This window comes from Kitasatospora sp. NPDC093102 (genome assembly GCF_040683915.1).
Taxonomy (GTDB): Bacteria; Actinomycetota; Actinomycetes; order Streptomycetales; family Streptomycetaceae; genus Kitasatospora.
The window spans coordinates 1-16137 of sequence record NZ_JBFBFA010000077.1; the positions used below are offsets into that span (position 1 = coordinate 1).

Below are 16137 nucleotides of genomic sequence, written 5' to 3' on the forward strand. Positions count from 1 at the left end.
TCTCACCGATCGAGTTCGAACAGCAACACCACATGCACGCTAGACTCTCACTCGCAGCATGAACCCCTGTGTCCACGTTCCAGGGGTCACCTCAGGCCCGAGGACGACCAGCCGGCTGCCGCGGTCGACGGCGAGGTCCAGCCCGGTCAGCACCAGCCGGTCACCGTAGGCCTTGGCGAGGCTGATCGCGCCGAGCGGCATCCGGCCCCAGGGCGCGGGTTCGGGCAGCCGGATCCGGGCGGTGCGCTCGGCCTGCCGGACGGGTTCGAGCTCGGCCAGCATCCGGTCGGCGCGGCGGGCCATGCTGCGGGCTGTCGTCGCGGTGGCGACGCTGGCGCGCATCCGGTCGGCCTGGGCGTGCAGGGCGGCGGCCTTGCGTTCGGCATTGGCCCGCTCGCGGGCGCGGCGGCGTTCGTCGGCCGCGCGCTGGGTGAGATAGGCCTGCCAGCCGGTGTTGTGGATGTCGACGGTGGCGCGGGTCGGGTCCAGGTGGAAGACCCGGTTGACGGTCTCCTCCACCAGCTCCAGGTCGTGGCTGATCAGTACCAGCCCGCCCTGGTGGGTGGCGAGGAAACCGCGCAGCCAGCCGACCGAGTCGGCGTCCAGGTGGTTGGTGGGCTCGTCCAGCAGCAGGGTGCCGTGCTCGGCGAACAGGATGCGGGCCAGCTCGACCCGACGCCGCTGGCCGCCGGAGAGCGTGCCGACGGAGGAGTCCATGACCCGGGCGGGCAGCCCGAATCCGGCCGCGACCCGGGCGGCCTCGGCCTCGGCGGCGTAGCCGCCCCGGGACTGGAACCGGGTCTCGGCCCGGATGTAGGCGTCCATCGCCCGCCGCTCCTCCACCGGGGAACCGGCCCGGGCCATCGCCTCCTCGGCGGCGCGCAGCGCGCGGACGGCGGTGTCCAGACCGCGGGCGGACAGGATGCGGTCGGTGACGGTGACGGCCGGGTCGGCAGCGCGGGAGTCCTGGGGGAGGTAGCCGACCGGCCCGGTGCGGTGGGTCCGTCGGCTAGGAAATTCGGGGCGTAGACATGCGGTCCAGGCTAGCGGCCCGCCGGAACGGCCGCATCCGAATTAGCTTGTTCGTCACGGTCTGACGTCGAAGGATGCCTCGAACGGGATCACCCATCCGAGAGTTCGCGGGACGTGGACACGGCCTTCGGCTGGTCCTGTGCTCCGACCGTCCTGTTCTTGTGGACCTGGATGACTGTGCCAGGCGGCGGGAGCGTGACGGCCGGCCTGACGGGCCTACGCTTGAGGAGTGGGCATGCCCCTGTCGATCCGTCTGACCATGCTGCGGGCTTCGGCGACCTGCAACCGCGCAAACTCGAAGCTCAACACCCCTGCACCCGCCACGCCGATGAAGACCCTGAGCGCCTGCGCCACGCCTGCGATCAGTTCGGGCTCAGATATCCATGCAAGCTGGTCCAGGGCGTGGGCATGCAGCAGCTTCTTCGGTTTGGCGACGAAGACTCCCCCGATCGAGAACACCATCAGGCGCTGGTCGGTGAGCCCGACGATGAACCGCCCCGGCAATGGAAGCTGCGCGGCGGGAACGTCGGCCTTGGTACCGCTCGTGGCCACAGCCATCGCCGCTGTGCCCGCCACTCCGGCGATTCCCGCGGCCCCACCGAGCATGGTCTTGCGAATTCCGCCGATCCTGAAACCGAGGATGCCGTACTGCACCCGTTCCCCCGGCAACAGCTCACCGGCCAACCGCTGTTGGACCTTGTCCACCTGGGCCATGCCCTGCCCCTCCGCCCTCTGCCCGACCGTCGATCCGCCCAATCGGTCGCCCATGCACGAGGTCAGCGAGTCTACGTAAGCACGGCGCAGGCGATCAACTACGCCCGGGGACTGGTTGTTTCGGGATGTCTGCGGCACCCGCGCCACGGCGACGTCACCAGTTGCAGGGGCGATCGGCCCGTGCTGAGGAACCGATGCGCCGGCATCGCGACCGCAGCTGTTCCCTCGGCCAACCGGAGGCCAGCGAGGATACGCGGTCGACGAAAGGACGCTGTTACGGCACCATCCGGAGCAAGGTCCGATGATGAGGAGCACAGTGGTAAGCCAGGGCGTGGAGATCACGACACGATGCGAGGCCTGCGGTGGTGTGCTGATACTCGACACCGGCCAGTCCATCGGAGGTGGACGTCTGTGGTGGGGGACCGAGGGAGCCTGCCAGTCCTGCCCCATGGCCTGGTGCGACCGGGACTACGGCGACGCGACTCCGGAGGAGATCCGCCAGGCCCTCCTGGCGAAACACGGACCCGCCCGGCTCCGGCTGGTGGAGCCCGAGGCGAGTGCAGTGCCCGTCCTTCGCGCTCTTCGAGAGGTGCACGGCCTGTCACTGGCACAAGCACGGTCCCTGGCGGACGAGTTGAAGACGACCGGCCTCGTGGGCACGTTCGTCGAGATGGAACTCGTAGCCTCCCGGCTCCGACACCATTCCGTCGGAGTGACAGTCGAGACATCGTCCGGCTGACCGTCCGGAGCGAGCGACACGCCGGGCGACACAATCTCCGCAGCCGGAAACGTCTCCAACCCATCCGCACCGAGGACACCGTCCACATCGCCTTGTCCCTGGCCAGTCTCCGAGGACTCCTTTGACGCCCAAGCCCCCCGGCGCGGAGCGGACCGCTGCAGCCGGCAACGTCAGAATTGCTCCGCTTTTCGACTGATCTCCGGTCAGTTGTCGGGCCCTGCAGAGTCATTGCCGGTTGGCGAAGTGGCGGGATAGCTTCACTCCGGCACCACCCGTCATGCACCCGCCCGGCCAGTGCTCTGTCTTCGGGCGGGTCCTGCACCCGGATGATGTGGAGACCACATGGCTCGACTACGTTCCTTACTCCGGCTCGGCCTGGCCGCACCGATCGTGCTGTCGCTGACCGCCTCCTTCGGAACCCTCCCCACGCCGGCCTCGGCAACGCCACCAGCACGGTCCGCCGCACAGGCCGAGGACGGCCACCCCCTGGCGTACGTCGTCAACACCAAGACCGACCGTCACACGATCGCAGCGGTACGGCAGGCCATCACCGCGGCCGGCGGCACCATCGTCGTCACGTACGACGGGATCGGGGTCATCGTCGTCCACTCGGCGAACCCCGACTTCGGCAAGCGGCTGCGCGCGGTGCGCGGAGTGCAGTCGGCGGGTGCCACGCGGACCGCGCCGCTGAGCACGGTGGGGACGAACGACGAGGGTGCGGTGCGGTACCTCTCCGAGGCCGAGGCCGCGAGGATCGGGAAAGCGTCCGGCGACGGCGCCGAACCCCTCGAAGCCGAGCAGTGGGACCTGCGGGCGATCGGCGCGGACAAGGCTGCGACGATCAACCCGGGCAGCAGAAACGTCACGGTCGCCGTGATAGACACCGGTGTCGACGACACCCACCCGGACCTCGCCCCGAACTTCTCCCCCTCGCAGTCCGCGAACTGCGCCAGCGGCAAGGCCGACACCACCTACGGCTCCTGGCGGCCAGTGGACCCGGACTACTTCCACGGCACGCACGTGGCGGGCACGATAGCCGCGGCCCGCAACGGCATCGGCGTCGCGGGCGTGGCACCCGGTGTGCGGGTCTCCGGCATCACCGTCTCCCAGCCCACCCCGCGCCAGCTGATCTACGCCGAGAGCGTCGTCTGCGCCTTCGTGTTCGCCGCCGACCACGACGTGCAGATCACCAACAACAGCTACTACGTGGACCCGTGGCAGTACAACTGCCTGGACGACCCCGACCAGAAGGCCATCGTCGACGCGGTCAACCGCGCCCAGCTCTACGCGCAGCGCAAGGGCACCCTCAATGTCGCCGGGGCCGGTAACGCCAAGCACGACCTGGCCTCCAACGCCTTCACCGACGGCGGCAGCCCCAACGACTCCACCCCGGCGAGCCGGACGGTCGACCCGCACAGGTGCTGGGACCTGCCCGCACAACTGCCGGGCGTCGTCACGGTCAGCGCGACCAGCGCCAGGAACACGAAGTCGTACTACTCCAACTACGGCCTCGGCGTGATCGACGTCGCAGCGCCGGGCGGCGACCAGTACGTGGCCTCGGACACGCCGTCCGGGTCGGGCGGCATCCTGTCGACGATGCCGAACAACCAGTACGGCTACGAGCAGGGCACGTCCATGGCCACTCCCCACGCCGCCGGTGTGGCCGCGCTGCTGAAGTCCGCCCACCCGGACGCGACCCCAGAGCAGTTGCAGGCACTGCTCAAGGCCCAGGCGGACAACCCGGGGTGCCCGGCCGACCCGTACGACTGGAACGGCGACGGCGTCGTGGACGCCACCTGTGCGGGCGGCAAGCACATCAACGGCTTCTACGGCTTCGGCATCGTCAACGCACTGCGCGCGGTCGAGTAGCCGGCACCGCACAGGTCCCGCTGCCGTAGTCGTCCACGCCACTGCCCTGTTCCGCGCCTGAACGAAACGCCCCCGGCCATTGCGGCGAATTCCAGGGGGCGTTTCGTCGTGCCCGGTCACCGACGGGCGCGCGAACCGGATGATCCAGTCGATCGGGCAGTCGGGCGACCGGGAGCCGGCGAGAGCTTCGGTGACGGGTGTGCCGGCCATCGCCGGCCCGGCCGGGGAGCCCGGGGCTCTTCGCCGTGGCCGTGGCCGCCGGCCCGGTGGCCCGGTGGCCCGGCGGCGATCCGGCCGTCCTTGGATAGGCTGCCGGGATGGTCCCCGACGCTCCCCGGCTGCTGCGTGCCGACGCCGCGCGAAACGCGGAGAAGATCATCCGGGCTGCCCGGGAGGTCTTCACCGAACAGGGCCCCGACGCCCACCTCGACGACGTGGCCCGCCGGGCCGGTCTCGGGGCTGCCACGCTCTTCCGCCGCTTTCCCGACAAGGCCGCGCTCCTGCGGGCCGTGCTGGACCAGCGTTTCGGCGAACACGTCCGGCCTGTCATCCAGGCCGCCGCCCACGACCCCGACCCCGCGTCCGGGCTGGCCCGCGTGCTGGCGGCGGCCCTGGAATCGGTGGCCGGCGACTACAACGTCCTGGCCGCCGCCCGCGCCGCCGGCGTCCTGACCCCGGCGAGCGGCGAGGAGTTCTTCGCCGCCCTCGACGACCTCCTGGTGCGCGGTCAGGGCGCGGGCGTGATCCGCGCCGACCTCGTGCCCGACGACCTGCACCGCATCGTCGTCATGCTGGCCTCGGTGCTGTGGACGATGGGCCCGAGCGAGGACGGCTGGCGCCGGTACCTGGCCCTGGTCCTCGACGGCCTCTCCCCCGCCGGGGCCCGTCCGCTGCCCTGTCCCGCCCCCGCGCTGCGCGCCCGCACACCCTGACGGTCGGGCAGCCTGACGGTCGGACAGCCTGACCGTCAGGCGGCCTGACCGTCAGGCGGATGTCGGCGGCCCTGCGGGGCCGCCGACACCACCACCGGCAGCTAGCGCGCCGGGTGCAACCGGAGCGCCGAGACCGGGCACCGGGCGGCCGCCTCGCCGGCCTGTTCCGCCACCCGCCCGACGGGCTCGGCGGCGAGCACGACGACCTGCCCGGCCTCGTCCTGGTCGAACACCGACGGCGCGGTCACCGCGCACTGCCCCGACGACACGCACCGCGAGGTGTCCGCCACCACCCGCGCGGCGGGCTGCTCGCGCCACTGTTCCCCGTTCACCACAGGACCGGCACCTCGCCGATGCCACCCGCCAGCCGTTCGGAACGGTCGCGCAGGCTGCGCGCGTCCACCGCGAGCCGCAGGCCGGGGAAGCGCCGGAACAGCGCGGTCAGTGCGATCTGCATCTCGGTGCGTGCCAGCGCGTTGCCGATGCAGTAGTGGCCGCCGTGCCCGAAGGCGAGGTGCGCGTTGGGGGAACGGGACGGGTCGAAGGTGTCCGGATCCTCGAACGCCCGCCCGTCCCGGTTCGCCGCGTTGATCGCCACCAGCACCGCCTCGCCCCGCGCGATCGCCGCCCCCGCGACGGTGACGTCCTCGCGGGCGTAGCGGGTCAGGCCCAGGGCGCCCGGCGCGGCCATCCGCAGGACCTCCTCCACCGTGGCGCGGGCCGACCCCTCGGGGTCGGCGGCGAAGCGGTCGCGCCGGCCGGTGTCGCTCAGCAGGAACAGGACGCCCAGGTCGATCCGGGTCGACGTCGTCTCGTGGCCCGCGAACAGCAGCCCCACCGCCAGGCGGGTCATCTCCTCCTCGGTGAACGAGGGGTCCTGCGCCTGCACGGCCAGGATGTCACTGATCACGTCCTGCCCCGGCTGCCTGCGCTTCTCCTCGGCGATGCCGGCCACGTACGCCTCGAACTCGGCCATGGCCGCGGCCCCGTCGGCCCCGCCGTACAGCGCGGCGATCCGCTCCGACCAGCCGCGCAGCAGGTCCCGGTCCTCCACCGGCACGCCCAGCAGCTCGCAGATCACCATCACCGGCAGCGGGAACGACAGGTGGTCGTGCAGGTCGACGGCGCGTTGCGGACCCCGGGAACGCTCCTCCTCCATCGCGTCCAGGCAGGATGCGGCGAGTTCCGAGATCCTCTCGCCCATCCGACGCATCCGCGGCGCGCTGAACGCGGGCGCCAGCATCCGGCGCATCCGCGTGTGCTCGCGGTCCTCCTCCTCGGGCGTGGGGGCGGGGCGGGTGTGCAGCGCCGAGGCGGAGATCCGCGGAGCGTCCTCGACGTCGGGGCGCAGCCGGGAGAACCGGGGGTCGCTCAGGATCTCCCGGGCTTCCTCGTAGCGGGTCACCAGCCAGGCCGGGTCGCCGGCGGGTGTCGTCACCCGCGCGATCGGGCCTTCCTCGCGCAGGCGCGCGAGCAGCGGCGCCAGGTCCAGGGCATTGGGGCGCTCGAAGGGTAACTGCGGTGCGGGTGCGGGTGCAGACATGGTCTCTCCTCACCGGCCGAAGGGCCACAAGAGCAGCGAACGCTTGGCGGAACCGCTCTCCCCTGCAAGTCCGGGCCAGGACGGACGACGTGGCGTTCCGGCCAGCAAGTGAGAGTCAGCTCTCTCTTAGTGGGAGAGTAACACTGCCGGCACGCACAGTCAGCTTCCCGGAGCTGGCGGGGCGCCGCCCGGCCGAACTCCGCCCGCGTCAGTGCCCCTGTCCGGTCCGACGCCCCGGGGAGATCAACGGCGCCCGCTCCTACCGGCGGGCGAGCGTCGCCGCGACCGCGGCGCGGGCGGCTTCGCGGGGGTCTGCGTCGGTGGACAGCCAGGCAAGGTGGCCGTCGGGGCGGACGAGGGCGGCGGTGACCCCGGACCAGGCGGGGCGGTGGCCGGCGGGAGGGGCGGTGTGGACGTCGAGGCCGGGCGTCACGTCGTGGGCCAGCGGCGCGAGCGGCGACGGAGCGTCGGGGGCTGCGGTCAGGTCGAGCAGGACGTAGCGGCCGGGGCGCAGCAGGGGCAGCAGCGTGCCGCCGCCGTGGACGGCGAGGTCGGGGGCGCGGGTTCCGGTGAGCGGGTGGGCGCCGGACGGTTCGGCGGTCGGGTAGTCGACGGCGAGTCCGGCGGCGCGCAGGGCCAGGGCGTCGGAGAACTCCGGTACCCCGCCGATGAGTTCGCCCAGCAGTTCTCGCATGGCGAGGCTCTCCGGGGTGTAGCTGGTCATCAGGCCGCTCTGCGCGCTGGTGCTGCGCAGCAGTTCGGCGCCGACCGGGTGGCGTTCGGTGTGGTAGCTGTCGAGCAGGCCGTCGGGGGCGGTGCCGGCGAGGGTCTGGGCGAGCTTCCAGCCGAGGTTGCCGGCGTCCTGGAGACCGACGTTGAGGCCGGGGCCGCCGGCGGGGAAGTGGGTGTGTGCGGCGTCGCCGGCGAGCAGGACGCGGCCGTGGCGGTAGTGCTCGGCCTGGCGGGTGGCGTTGCCGAAGACGGAGATCCAGCGCGGGTCGCGCATGCCGAGGTCGGTGCCGGCGATCCGGCGCACCCGGGTGCGGAGTTCCTCGATGGTGGGGGCCTCGGGCGGTTCCTGGACGCTGTGCGCGTCGTTGCCGACCACCCGGTGTTGGCCGTCGGGCAGGGAGAAGACCATGACGGTGCCGTGCTCGTTGGAGGTGGAGTGCGCGGCGGGCGGTGCGTCGAGCGTGACGTCGGCCATCCAGGCCCATCGGGTGGCGGCCGTGCCGGGGAAGCCGATGCCTGCGGCGGTGCGTACGGTGCTGCGGCTGCCGTCGCAGCCGACCAGGTAGGCCGCGCGCAGTCGCCGGTGCCCGGCGGGGGTGTCGACCTCGACGGCCACCGCGCCGTCGTGCTGGGTCAGACCGGTCACCCGGTGCTCGCGCAGCAGGCGGACGCCGACGGCCTCGGCATGGGCGGCGATGAGTTCCTCGGTGCGGACCTGCGGCAGGACGAGGGTGAACGGGTAGGGCGTGTCCAGCCGGGAGAAGTCCATCCGGGTGGTGAGCGCGGCGAAGTGTCCGCTGGGCACCCGCAGTCCTTCGGCGAGGAAGGGCTCCACCAGCCCCCGGGCGGCGAGCAGTTCGAGGGTGCGCGGGTGGACGGTGAGGGCGCGGGAGTGCGGGTCGGGCTCGGCCCGGGTCTCCAGCACGGTCACGTCGACGCCGTGGAGCCGCAGCTCGCAGGCGAGCCAGAGCCCGACCGGCCCGCCTCCGGCGATGACGACCCCGTGCGCGGTGTCCGGTGCGGTGGCGTGCGCGGTAGTGGCGTGTGCGGTGGTGGTGCGTGCGGCGGTGCGCGCTCCTTCGGGCATGGCGAAGCTCCTTTTCTTGGTCAATGACCAATAGCGATGCCTCCAGTAGACTAGGTCAGTGACCAAGAAGCAAACCCCGGCCGCCCCGCGGACCCGGCTCGACCCGGCCGCCGTCGTGCGCGCAGCACTCGAACTGCTCGACGAGAGAGGCGCCGACGCCGTCTCCCTGCGCGGCACGGCCGAACGCCTCGGCGTACGGATGAACACCGTGCTGTGGCACGCCAAGACCAAGGCCCGGCTACTGGAGCTGATGGCCGAGGCGATCGTCGCCGAGGTCCCGCTCACCGACCTGCCCGCGGCCCCGGACGAGCGCGTGCGCGAACTGGCCCGCCGATACCGCCGCAGCCTGCTCGCCCACCGCGACGGCGCGGCCGTCGTCGCGGGCACCTACGCCGCCGAACCCGCGACCCTCGCCTTCGCCGAGCACGTCGTGGCGGCCCTGCTCGGCGCCGGACTCGACGAACGCCGCTCCGCCTGGACGTTCTGGAGCATCCAGTACCTGACGCTCGGCCTGACGCAGGAGGAGCAGGCCCTCACCGCCTCCGGCGAGGAACACACCCTCGGCCCCGCTCTCGCCGCCGGAAGCTACCCCGCGCTCGACCGGGTGGTGCCACACCTGGAGGACACGGCGTTCGACGAACGCTTCGAGTTCGGCCTCGACCAGCTGCTGCGCCCCCTCGGGCCGACCGGCGAGGCATGACGGGGAGGCGGAGGCCAACAGGACGTCGACCCAGCATCTGGCCAGGCGGAGATGGCGTCCGCGATGCCTGACCGTCGGCGGGACGGCGGGCCGCGCCGACCGCAGCCGGTGCGACGTCCGCACGGACGGCGTGGCGGGGCGCAGCGACCGAAGCGACCGACTCGTCCGGGGCCTGCGGGGCGCCCTGGTGGCAGCGGGGACGGTATCAGCGGTTCAAACGGACTGCGAGTCAATCAGGCCCGCGCTCGCCCCGTCGCCCGTGATCGAGATTCCCGGGAGCCGTCGTGAAGTTCGTGATCAGCCGGTGGTGGCCTGCTGTTCGGCCAGGGTGGTGTGGCGCGCGGCTCAACCCGCCTGACCAGAACCACGAGTCGTGGACAAAGCCGACCGAGGTGCCGGCACCCGACGGCCTTCCGTACGTGTCGGAGCCGGGTGGCAGGATCGGCGCATGTCTGACACCCACGCACGGACGCCGTACGCCACCGAGAAGCACCCCGACCTGCCAGGCCTGCCTGGCTTGCCGGTGCCGTACGGGCTCTACGCCGCCCTGCGCGAGCAGGTGGGCGGGGAACACACCGCACGCGTCGCCGAACTGCTGCGGCCCTCGCTCGAGCTGCGCCCGGACGTCCCCGAGGACGCGCCCGGCTGGACGCCGGTCGGCCGGACGGGCGGACCCGCCGCACTGCCCGAGGACGTCGACTGGCCCGAAGGCAGCCGCTACCCGATGGAGCTGCTCGCCCAACTCGACTGCGCCCGGCTGGCGGAGGCCTTCCGGGCGGGAAGGAGCGGCGGGCCCTGGCCACTGCCGACCGACGGGCTGCTGCTGTTCTTCCACGACTTGTTCCCCGCCGATCCCGACGCGGAGAGCTGCGTCGTGCTGCACGTCCCGTCCGGCACACCGGAGCGTCCCGCCCCGCCGGACCCGGACGGCCTGGAGCCGCTGCCCGGCCGACCGGTCCGGGCGCGCTGGGCCCTGTCGGCGCCCTCGTACCTGGATGAGGAGCTCAGCCAGGTCTTCGCAGGCGACTACCTGGACGCCATGGGCGTCTCGGACGCCTGCCACGAGCACCTGGGCGGCGCCGACATCCGGCTCCTCGGATGGTGCGACAGCCACAACACCACCCGGCCCGACGGGCACCGGCCACTGCTGCAGGTCGAGGGCTCGGCAGCGGACGCGAGCTGGGGCGAACTCGTCAACGTCTCGGTCTGGATCACCGACGAGGACCTCGCCGCCGGCCGCTTCGACCGGGTGCGCTACGGGGCGGAGGTCGCCTGAGCGGTGCCCGAGCGCGAACGGCAGGGCGAGCCGGGCTGGGCCCGGCAGCGGGGGCACGGGTGGTGCTCGACGTCGTCGGATCTGGCACCCGAACCGGCCCTGCTGTTCAAGGCCGAACACGTCCGCCGAAAGGATCAGACGGACTTCGACACGACCGTCCCGCTCATGACCTCGGCCCAGCGCGACACCCTGGCCGAACTACTCGCCCGCGTACACCCGGGGCATCCCTGGATCACGGCCCTGTAGCCGCCCACCCGCCGGGCCGGGCACCGCCACCAAGGGCCGACGGCAGTAACGGAGCTCAGGACTCGGCTTCCATCTCCCGCAGTCGGGTCTCGGCGTCGGCGACGACCCGTCCCGACTCCTCGGTCAGCCGTCCGTCCGCGTCGGTGATCGGGCAGTTCATGACCCTGACGGCGAGTCCGTCGAGGTCGACCATCGCCGCCACCTCTGCGCGTCGGCGGGAGTCGTACCGGGCGAAGTCGTCGCAGGTATCCACCAGAGTGGTGAACGACGGGAGCCGCCTCACCATCTCGGCCCTCAGGTTCTGCAGGAGGAGCTGCATGTCCGTGCTGCGCTCGTGCAGCGCGGGCGCCTCGTCCTGCCTCGTGTTCGTCTCTCGCCGCTCCAGGTCTCGTGCCTTCTGCGGGCCGGCAGTTCCCCACCCAGGAACCCGGCGGCCGGCCGCACCGGCCCCACGTGCCCCGGTAGCATCCGGCGGCCTGCGGCCCGGGCACGAAATCGGGCTCGCGCCCGGGCCGCAGGCCGAGTAGACCAGCGATCGGGCTGCGGGGCCATCCTGGCATCTGGTAATGATATGTGAAGACTAATGCTCAATCAGTTCACTTATCTGCACGTCGAGTTCACGAGGCAGGAGCTGCACATCATGAGCATGCGTACGTCCCGCACAGCCACCCTGGCCACCGCCGTGGCCATGGCCGCCACCCTGGCCGCGGGGGTGGCGCCGTCGGCGGCGGCCGACACCACCGCAGGCCCCACGCCCGTATTGCTACCGACCCCGGACGGCACCTACCAGAGCGAGCCGACCGGGGTGAACGCCGGCGGCATCGTCGTCGGCGACGTGACCCTGGGCGACCCGTCCACCGGGCAGGCCCTCACCCGCCACGCCGTCCGCTGGGACGCGGACCTCACGGACACCCTGCTCGACCCGCTGCCCGGTGACAGCGAGGACCGGGCGATCGGCGTCGACGGTGCCGGCACGGCCGTGGGCACGTCGTGGGCGACGGGCAGCGGCGCCCCCGTGCACGCGGTGCGCTGGGCGCCCGACGGCACCGCCACCGCCCTCGCCCCGCTGCCCGGAGACCGCAACGCCACCCCCACCGCCGTCAGCCGCACCGGCACCGTCGTCGGATACACGGGCAGCGCCCAGGGCCCGGACCACGCGGTGTCCTGGGCCCCGGACGGCACGGCCACTTCCCTGCTGCCGCTGCCCGGCGACAGCGGCAGCAGGGCCCTCGGGGTCAACGGCTCCGGCACGGCCGTCGGCTACTCCTACCGCCCCGGCGCCGACGGCAGCACCGAGTCCCGCGCCGTGATCTGGGGCCCGGACGGCAGCGCCGTCGCCCTCCCCGGCACGGAGCCCTACCCGTCGACCCAAGCCGCACTGATCAGTGACACCGGCGCCGTGTTCGGAACCGCGGGAGACGCCCGCACCGGCACGGTGTACACCTCCCTCACCTGGAACACCGACGGCTCCGTCTCGGACTTCTCGGGCAAGGAACCGAAGGCCGTGAACAGCACGGGTACGGCGGTCGGCCGGTGGAGCCTGTACCTGGCGCCGCAGGGGGTCGCCGTCAGGTGGCGTCCGAACGGCTCGGGCGAAGCCCTCTCCCCGGTGGGCGGGCCGCCCGCGCCCAACAGCGTCGCCACCGCGATCAACGACGGCGGCACCGTCGTCGGCTACTTCTGGGGGCAGCCGGACGCCGGCGAGTACCGGTACGCGACACGCTGGAACCCGGACAGGACCAGCACCCAGCTGCCACGGCCGCAGAACGTCACGAACACCGCCGCGCTGTTCATCAGCAACAACGGCCTCGTCGCGGGCGTCGCGATCGGCCGGGACCAGGCCGGAGGGCCCCGGCACACGGCCATGGTCTGGAAGCCGTAGCCCCTCCGTACCGCCCGTGGCCCGGCCGGGGGAGCCCGGCCGGGCCACGGGCGGCCGGCGATCCCGGTTGCTCCGGTTGTTCCGCTGGTCCCGGCGCCGGCCGGAGTGCCGCCGAAGCACAACGGCCTGTCCGAACCGTGCGGTTCCTCCTGCCCCGTCCCAGGAGGCCGGGCCTGACGGTACCCATCTCCCGACTGCCGCAGCCTCCGGGCGGAGCGGGATCCCGCAGCACGTCGTCACCATGACGGCCCGTCGACTCGCACCGGTCCGAGCCAGCGCGTCCGGCCGGAGAAGCAGGTCCGGGACCGGATCACACCCACGAAGGTCGCAGTGGTGGGCACCGTCGTCTTCGCCGTCATCCTCTTCGTCGTCACCGCGGTGCTGTAGCGGTAGCCGGCTGATCGCGTCGGCCCGGCCCCCGACGGGCGTGTGCCGGTACCGGCCTTGGCGGCGGCGGACCTGGTGGTCGTCCAGCCGCGCTCGACGCGCGTCCGTCCCTGGTGCCTGACGGTGTTGTTCGAGAGGATGTTCCAGTGGCGAAGCTGACCCGGATCTGGACGATGACCCGCACCAACTTCCACGCGGCCGACCCGGTCGAGCGGTGGACCGCGCGCGCGGCCTGGGCGGTGTTGACCGCGACGGCCTGGCTGGCGGTGATGTTCACGACCGTCTGGGGGGCCATGGTCGCCGGGGTTCCCACCGGCATCGTGGGGTGGCTGGCGATCGTCCTCTCGCTCGCGCTCCCCGCCGTCTCGTTCGTCGCCGTCACCTCCGAACCCGGCGGGCGCCCCGGTGCACCGGCGTTGACGGTTCTCCTCCTGGCGGCGGCCGCCGTCCTGGTCATCGCCCTCATCTGAGTCGAGGCGTCGCCGGCGCCGCAGTGCTGTCGGAGGAGTCGCACTGACGCGGGCCGGGACGGGTGTTCGCCATGGCGGGCGCGGGGGCGTTCGGCTCCACCGGGAGCGCGGAGCGGCAACAAGGTCGTGGACGGTCAGTGCCCGCATGGCCGGCCCGCCGCGAATGAACCCGGCTCCCCTCATCAGGCCCCCTTGGAATCGATCGTCTATAGGCTGGCACGGTGACTGATGAGCAGGAGCGGGTGCAGCCGTCGGGGGTGTGGGCGACGGCGGTGGGTGTGGCCAGGGTGCGGGCGCTGGAGACCGAGCGGGAGGACGCGCTGTTCCGCGACCCACTGGCGCAGGCCTTCGCCACCGCCGGCGGCCTGTGGCCCTCCTCGCCGCCCCCCGGTGACGAGGCCGCGCGACGCCGCCGGCTGGCCGTGTCGTTCTCCATCGTCATCAGGACGAAGTTCCTCGACGACCTGTTGCAGCAGGCCGCCGCGTCCGGGGTCCGGCAGGTCGTGCTGCTCGGTGCCGGCATGGACAGCCGGGCCTTCCGGACGGACTGGCCCGAGGGCACCCGGCTGTTCGAGGTCGACACCGCCGCGCCACTGGACTTCAAGGCTTCGGTGCTGCGCCGGGAGCGGGCCGTCGCACGCTGCGAGCGGATCACCGTCGCGGCGGATCTGCGCGAGGACTGGCCGGCTGCGCTGGCTGCCGCAGGGCACGACCCGGCCGTGCCGACCGCGTGGATCGCCGAAGGACTGCTGATCTACCTGCCCGGGGACGCGGTGGAGCTGCTGCTGGACCGGATCAGCGCGCAGTCGGCGGCAGGCAGTCGGATGGGTCTGACACTGGCCTCGCGCGGCGTGATCGAGCGCTTCGGCGTGGACGCCGCGCCGGGGTCGGCAGCGTCCATGTGGGTCTCGGAGATGCCCGACGACCCGGTGAGCTGGCTGGCCGGGCACGGCTGGGAGGCCGAGAGCCACACCCTGCGCGAGCGCGCTGCCGCCTACGGCCGCCCGATCAGCACCCCGCCGCAGCGCGAGGAGCGGCCCGGCGGGCTGATCTCGGCGGTCCGCCGGTAGAGCGCCTCCCGGTTGCCCGGACGGTCGATTCCGAGGGGGCCTGAGGAGTGGAGCCGGTTCAGGCGCGCACTGACGTGCCTACGACTGCGGCGCTCGGCCTGCGCCCGCTGCGTGTCCCCCACACCCACGACGAGTCGGACGACGGCAAGGCCGGGTGACGGGGGTACCGCACGAGGCCCGATCACCTCCACCGGCACCAGGGTGGTGGCCGTGGCCATCCGCGTCCGCCGCACGGGTCCCGGCCGGGCTTTCCTCGGACCTGTACAGCGCCCGTAGGTGGCGCACCAGGGCGAGTGCGGCAAGCAGCGCGACGAGCACGCAGACGCCCCACCAGCCGGCCCGGTTCCAGACGCGTACCCCGAGCCAGGAACCTGCGCTGCCGCCCAGGTAGGCGCAGGTCATGTAGGCGGTGTTGAGCCTGCTGCGGGCCTCGATGCGCAAGGCGTAGACGCGGACCTGGTTGGCGACCATGCCGGACTGCATCGCGGTGTCGAGGAGCAGCGTGCCGAGTGTCAGGGCGGCCAGGCCCAGTGTGCCGCCCCGGGCACCGATGGCGAGGATCGCGGCCGAGACGAGGACGCCGAGCATGCAGACGAGGTTCACCGGGTCGGGGCCGTAGCGGTCCACCAGACGGCCGGCGAACGGGGTGCAGACCATCGGCGCCGCGCCGACCAGGGCGATCATTCCCACCGCCCGGGCGCCCAGCCCGTAGTCGGGTCCGGCGAGCAGGAGCGCCAGGCAGGTCCAGACCGCGGAGAACCCGGCGAAGACGGTTGCCTGTTGACATCCTCGCCCACCTAAGGGAGGGCGATTCCCGTCTGGCCTGCCGTTGTCGGGCGGGGCTCCGGGTGGGTTCCTGCTTCTTTGCGCTGTGCCGGTACGAGTACCGGTCTTACCTGCGCTCCACAGGCTGATACCGCCAGTCCGGCGGCCTTGGCGATGTTGACCGCCGCGTTGGTGTCGCGGTCCAGGACGGTCCCGCACGCCCCACAGGTCCACTCGCGGACGTTGAGGGGTTTGGGGCCGTCCTTGACGCCGCAGGTCGAGCACACCTGTGAGGTCGGCTCGAAGCGGCCTATCCGGTGGAAGGCACGCCCGTATCGCACGGCCTTGTACTCCAGCATGGTCACGAACTGCGACCACCCGGCGTCGTGCACGGACTTGGCCAGGCGCGTGCGGGCGAGTCCCTTCACCGCCAGGTCCTCCACAGCGACCGCTTGGTTCTCGCGGATCAACTCGGTGGAGAGCCGGTGGTGGAACTCGCGCCGCGCGTCGGCCACCCGGCCATGCGCACGGGCGACCTTGACCCGGGCCTTGTCCCGGTTCCTGGACCCCTTCACCTTTCGGCCGAGGGCCTGCTGCGCCTTCTTGAGCTTCTTCTCCGCGCGGCGCAGGAACTTCGGGGAGTCGATCTTCCGGCCGTCGGACATGACCGCGAAGTGCGTGAGCCCGAGGTCG

14 protein-coding genes and 2 pseudogenes are annotated in these 16137 nt (G+C 72.5%); 8 read left to right on the forward strand and 8 right to left on the reverse strand.

Features of this window, described 5'->3' with window-relative positions; all coding sequences use genetic code 11:
- Window positions 1-96: 96 nt before the first annotated feature.
- Together AB0O11_RS37550 and AB0O11_RS37555 are read right to left on the reverse strand one after the other, a co-directional pair.
- A pseudogene (locus AB0O11_RS37550) lies at window positions 97-996 on the reverse strand (ATP-binding cassette domain-containing protein); the annotation flags it as partial.
- Window positions 997-1248: 252 nt separating this feature from the next.
- The gene (locus AB0O11_RS37555) at window positions 1249-1746 is read right to left on the reverse strand and encodes a hypothetical protein (protein ID WP_363396539.1); all 498 of its coding nucleotides are present in this window, start codon (window positions 1744-1746) and stop codon (window positions 1249-1251) included.
- 1081 nt (window positions 1747-2827) lie between these two features.
- On the opposite strand from AB0O11_RS37555, the gene AB0O11_RS37560 reads away from it, so the two are divergent.
- Both AB0O11_RS37560 and AB0O11_RS37565 read left to right on the forward strand, forming a co-directional pair.
- Window positions 2828-4354 carry a S8 family serine peptidase gene (locus AB0O11_RS37560; RefSeq protein ID WP_363396542.1) on the forward strand — a complete coding sequence of 509 codons (1527 nt, stop codon included), beginning with the start codon at window positions 2828-2830 and terminating at the stop codon, window positions 4352-4354.
- 317 nt (window positions 4355-4671) lie between these two features.
- The gene (locus AB0O11_RS37565; protein WP_363396545.1) at window positions 4672-5286 is read left to right on the forward strand and encodes a TetR family transcriptional regulator; all 615 of its coding nucleotides are present in this window, start codon (window positions 4672-4674) and stop codon (window positions 5284-5286) included.
- A gap of 101 nt (window positions 5287-5387) precedes the next feature.
- On the opposite strand, the gene AB0O11_RS37570 is transcribed toward AB0O11_RS37565, so the two are convergent.
- From AB0O11_RS37570 to AB0O11_RS37580, 3 genes are all read right to left on the reverse strand, one after another.
- Complete coding sequence (locus tag AB0O11_RS37570; protein WP_363396548.1) at window positions 5388-5621, reverse strand: ferredoxin; 234 nt, start codon at window positions 5619-5621, stop codon at window positions 5388-5390.
- Complete coding sequence (locus AB0O11_RS37575) at window positions 5615-6829, reverse strand: cytochrome P450 (RefSeq protein ID WP_363396551.1); 1215 nt, start codon at window positions 6827-6829, stop codon at window positions 5615-5617. The genes AB0O11_RS37570 and AB0O11_RS37575 overlap by 7 nt, the downstream gene beginning before the upstream one ends.
- Before the next feature lie 259 nt (window positions 6830-7088).
- Window positions 7089-8648 carry an FAD-dependent monooxygenase gene (locus AB0O11_RS37580; RefSeq protein ID WP_363396554.1) on the reverse strand — a complete coding sequence of 520 codons (1560 nt, stop codon included), beginning with the start codon at window positions 8646-8648 and terminating at the stop codon, window positions 7089-7091.
- 58 nt (window positions 8649-8706) lie between these two features.
- On the opposite strand from AB0O11_RS37580, the gene AB0O11_RS37585 reads away from it, so the two are divergent.
- The 3 genes from AB0O11_RS37585 to AB0O11_RS37595 all read left to right on the forward strand — a co-directional run bounded on the left by AB0O11_RS37585 (window position 8707) and on the right by AB0O11_RS37595 (window position 10870).
- Window positions 8707-9348 (forward strand): TetR/AcrR family transcriptional regulator C-terminal domain-containing protein, encoded by a 642-nt coding sequence (locus AB0O11_RS37585; RefSeq protein WP_363396557.1) that lies wholly within the window; start codon window positions 8707-8709, stop codon window positions 9346-9348.
- Between the two features lie 448 nt (window positions 9349-9796).
- Entirely contained in the window at window positions 9797-10624 is an 828-nt protein-coding gene (locus tag AB0O11_RS37590; RefSeq protein WP_363396560.1) for a DUF1963 domain-containing protein, read from the forward strand.
- Between the two features lie 3 nt (window positions 10625-10627).
- Complete coding sequence (locus AB0O11_RS37595; protein WP_363396563.1) at window positions 10628-10870, forward strand: hypothetical protein; 243 nt, start codon at window positions 10628-10630, stop codon at window positions 10868-10870.
- Window positions 10871-10925: 55 nt separating this feature from the next.
- Here the strand turns inward: AB0O11_RS37595 and AB0O11_RS37600 are convergent, their stop codons facing one another.
- On the reverse strand, window positions 10926-11189 hold the full coding sequence (locus tag AB0O11_RS37600) for a hypothetical protein (RefSeq protein WP_363396566.1): 264 nt from the start codon (window positions 11187-11189) through the stop codon (window positions 10926-10928).
- Between the two features lie 321 nt (window positions 11190-11510).
- On the opposite strand from AB0O11_RS37600, the gene AB0O11_RS37605 reads away from it, so the two are divergent.
- The 3 genes from AB0O11_RS37605 (at window position 11511) to AB0O11_RS37615 (ending at window position 14679) form a co-directional block, all read left to right on the forward strand.
- Window positions 11511-12752 carry a hypothetical protein gene (locus AB0O11_RS37605; RefSeq protein ID WP_363396569.1) on the forward strand — a complete coding sequence of 414 codons (1242 nt, stop codon included), beginning with the start codon at window positions 11511-11513 and terminating at the stop codon, window positions 12750-12752.
- 533 nt (window positions 12753-13285) lie between these two features.
- Entirely contained in the window at window positions 13286-13609 is a 324-nt protein-coding gene (locus AB0O11_RS37610; protein ID WP_363396572.1) for a hypothetical protein, read from the forward strand.
- 257 nt (window positions 13610-13866) lie between these two features.
- On the forward strand, window positions 13867-14679 hold the full coding sequence (locus AB0O11_RS37615; protein ID WP_363396578.1) for a class I SAM-dependent methyltransferase: 813 nt from the start codon (window positions 13867-13869) through the stop codon (window positions 14677-14679).
- 78 nt (window positions 14680-14757) lie between these two features.
- Here AB0O11_RS37615 and AB0O11_RS37620 read toward each other — a convergent pair.
- Both AB0O11_RS37620 and AB0O11_RS37625 read right to left on the reverse strand, forming a co-directional pair.
- Window positions 14758-15459: pseudogene (locus tag AB0O11_RS37620) on the reverse strand (MFS transporter); the annotation flags it as partial.
- A 17-nt stretch (window positions 15460-15476) separates the two neighbouring features.
- Window positions 15477-16137: RNA-guided endonuclease TnpB family protein (locus AB0O11_RS37625; RefSeq protein ID WP_363396575.1), on the reverse strand; the 661-nt coding region annotated here is incomplete at its 5' end.

Bases quoted from the DNA above. Each gene is read 5' to 3' on its own strand.
- AB0O11_RS37600 (WP_363396566.1), bottom strand. From the start codon at position 11,189: ATGCAGCTCCTCCTGCAGAACCTGAGGGCCGAGATGGTGAGGCGGCTC.
- AB0O11_RS37555 (WP_363396539.1), bottom strand. From the start codon at position 1,746: ATGGCCCAGGTGGACAAGGTCCAACAGCGGTTGGCCGGTGAGCTGTTG.
- AB0O11_RS37605 (WP_363396569.1), top strand. From the start codon at position 11,511: ATGAGCATGCGTACGTCCCGCACAGCCACCCTGGCCACCGCCGTGGCC.
- AB0O11_RS37580 (WP_363396554.1), bottom strand. From the start codon at position 8,648: ATGCCCGAAGGAGCGCGCACCGCCGCACGCACCACCACCGCACACGCC.
- AB0O11_RS37590 (WP_363396560.1), top strand. From the start codon at position 9,797: ATGTCTGACACCCACGCACGGACGCCGTACGCCACCGAGAAGCACCCC.
- AB0O11_RS37565 (WP_363396545.1), top strand. From the start codon at position 4,672: ATGGTCCCCGACGCTCCCCGGCTGCTGCGTGCCGACGCCGCGCGAAAC.
- AB0O11_RS37560 (WP_363396542.1), top strand. From the start codon at position 2,828: ATGGCTCGACTACGTTCCTTACTCCGGCTCGGCCTGGCCGCACCGATC.
- AB0O11_RS37575 (WP_363396551.1), bottom strand. From the start codon at position 6,829: ATGTCTGCACCCGCACCCGCACCGCAGTTACCCTTCGAGCGCCCCAAT.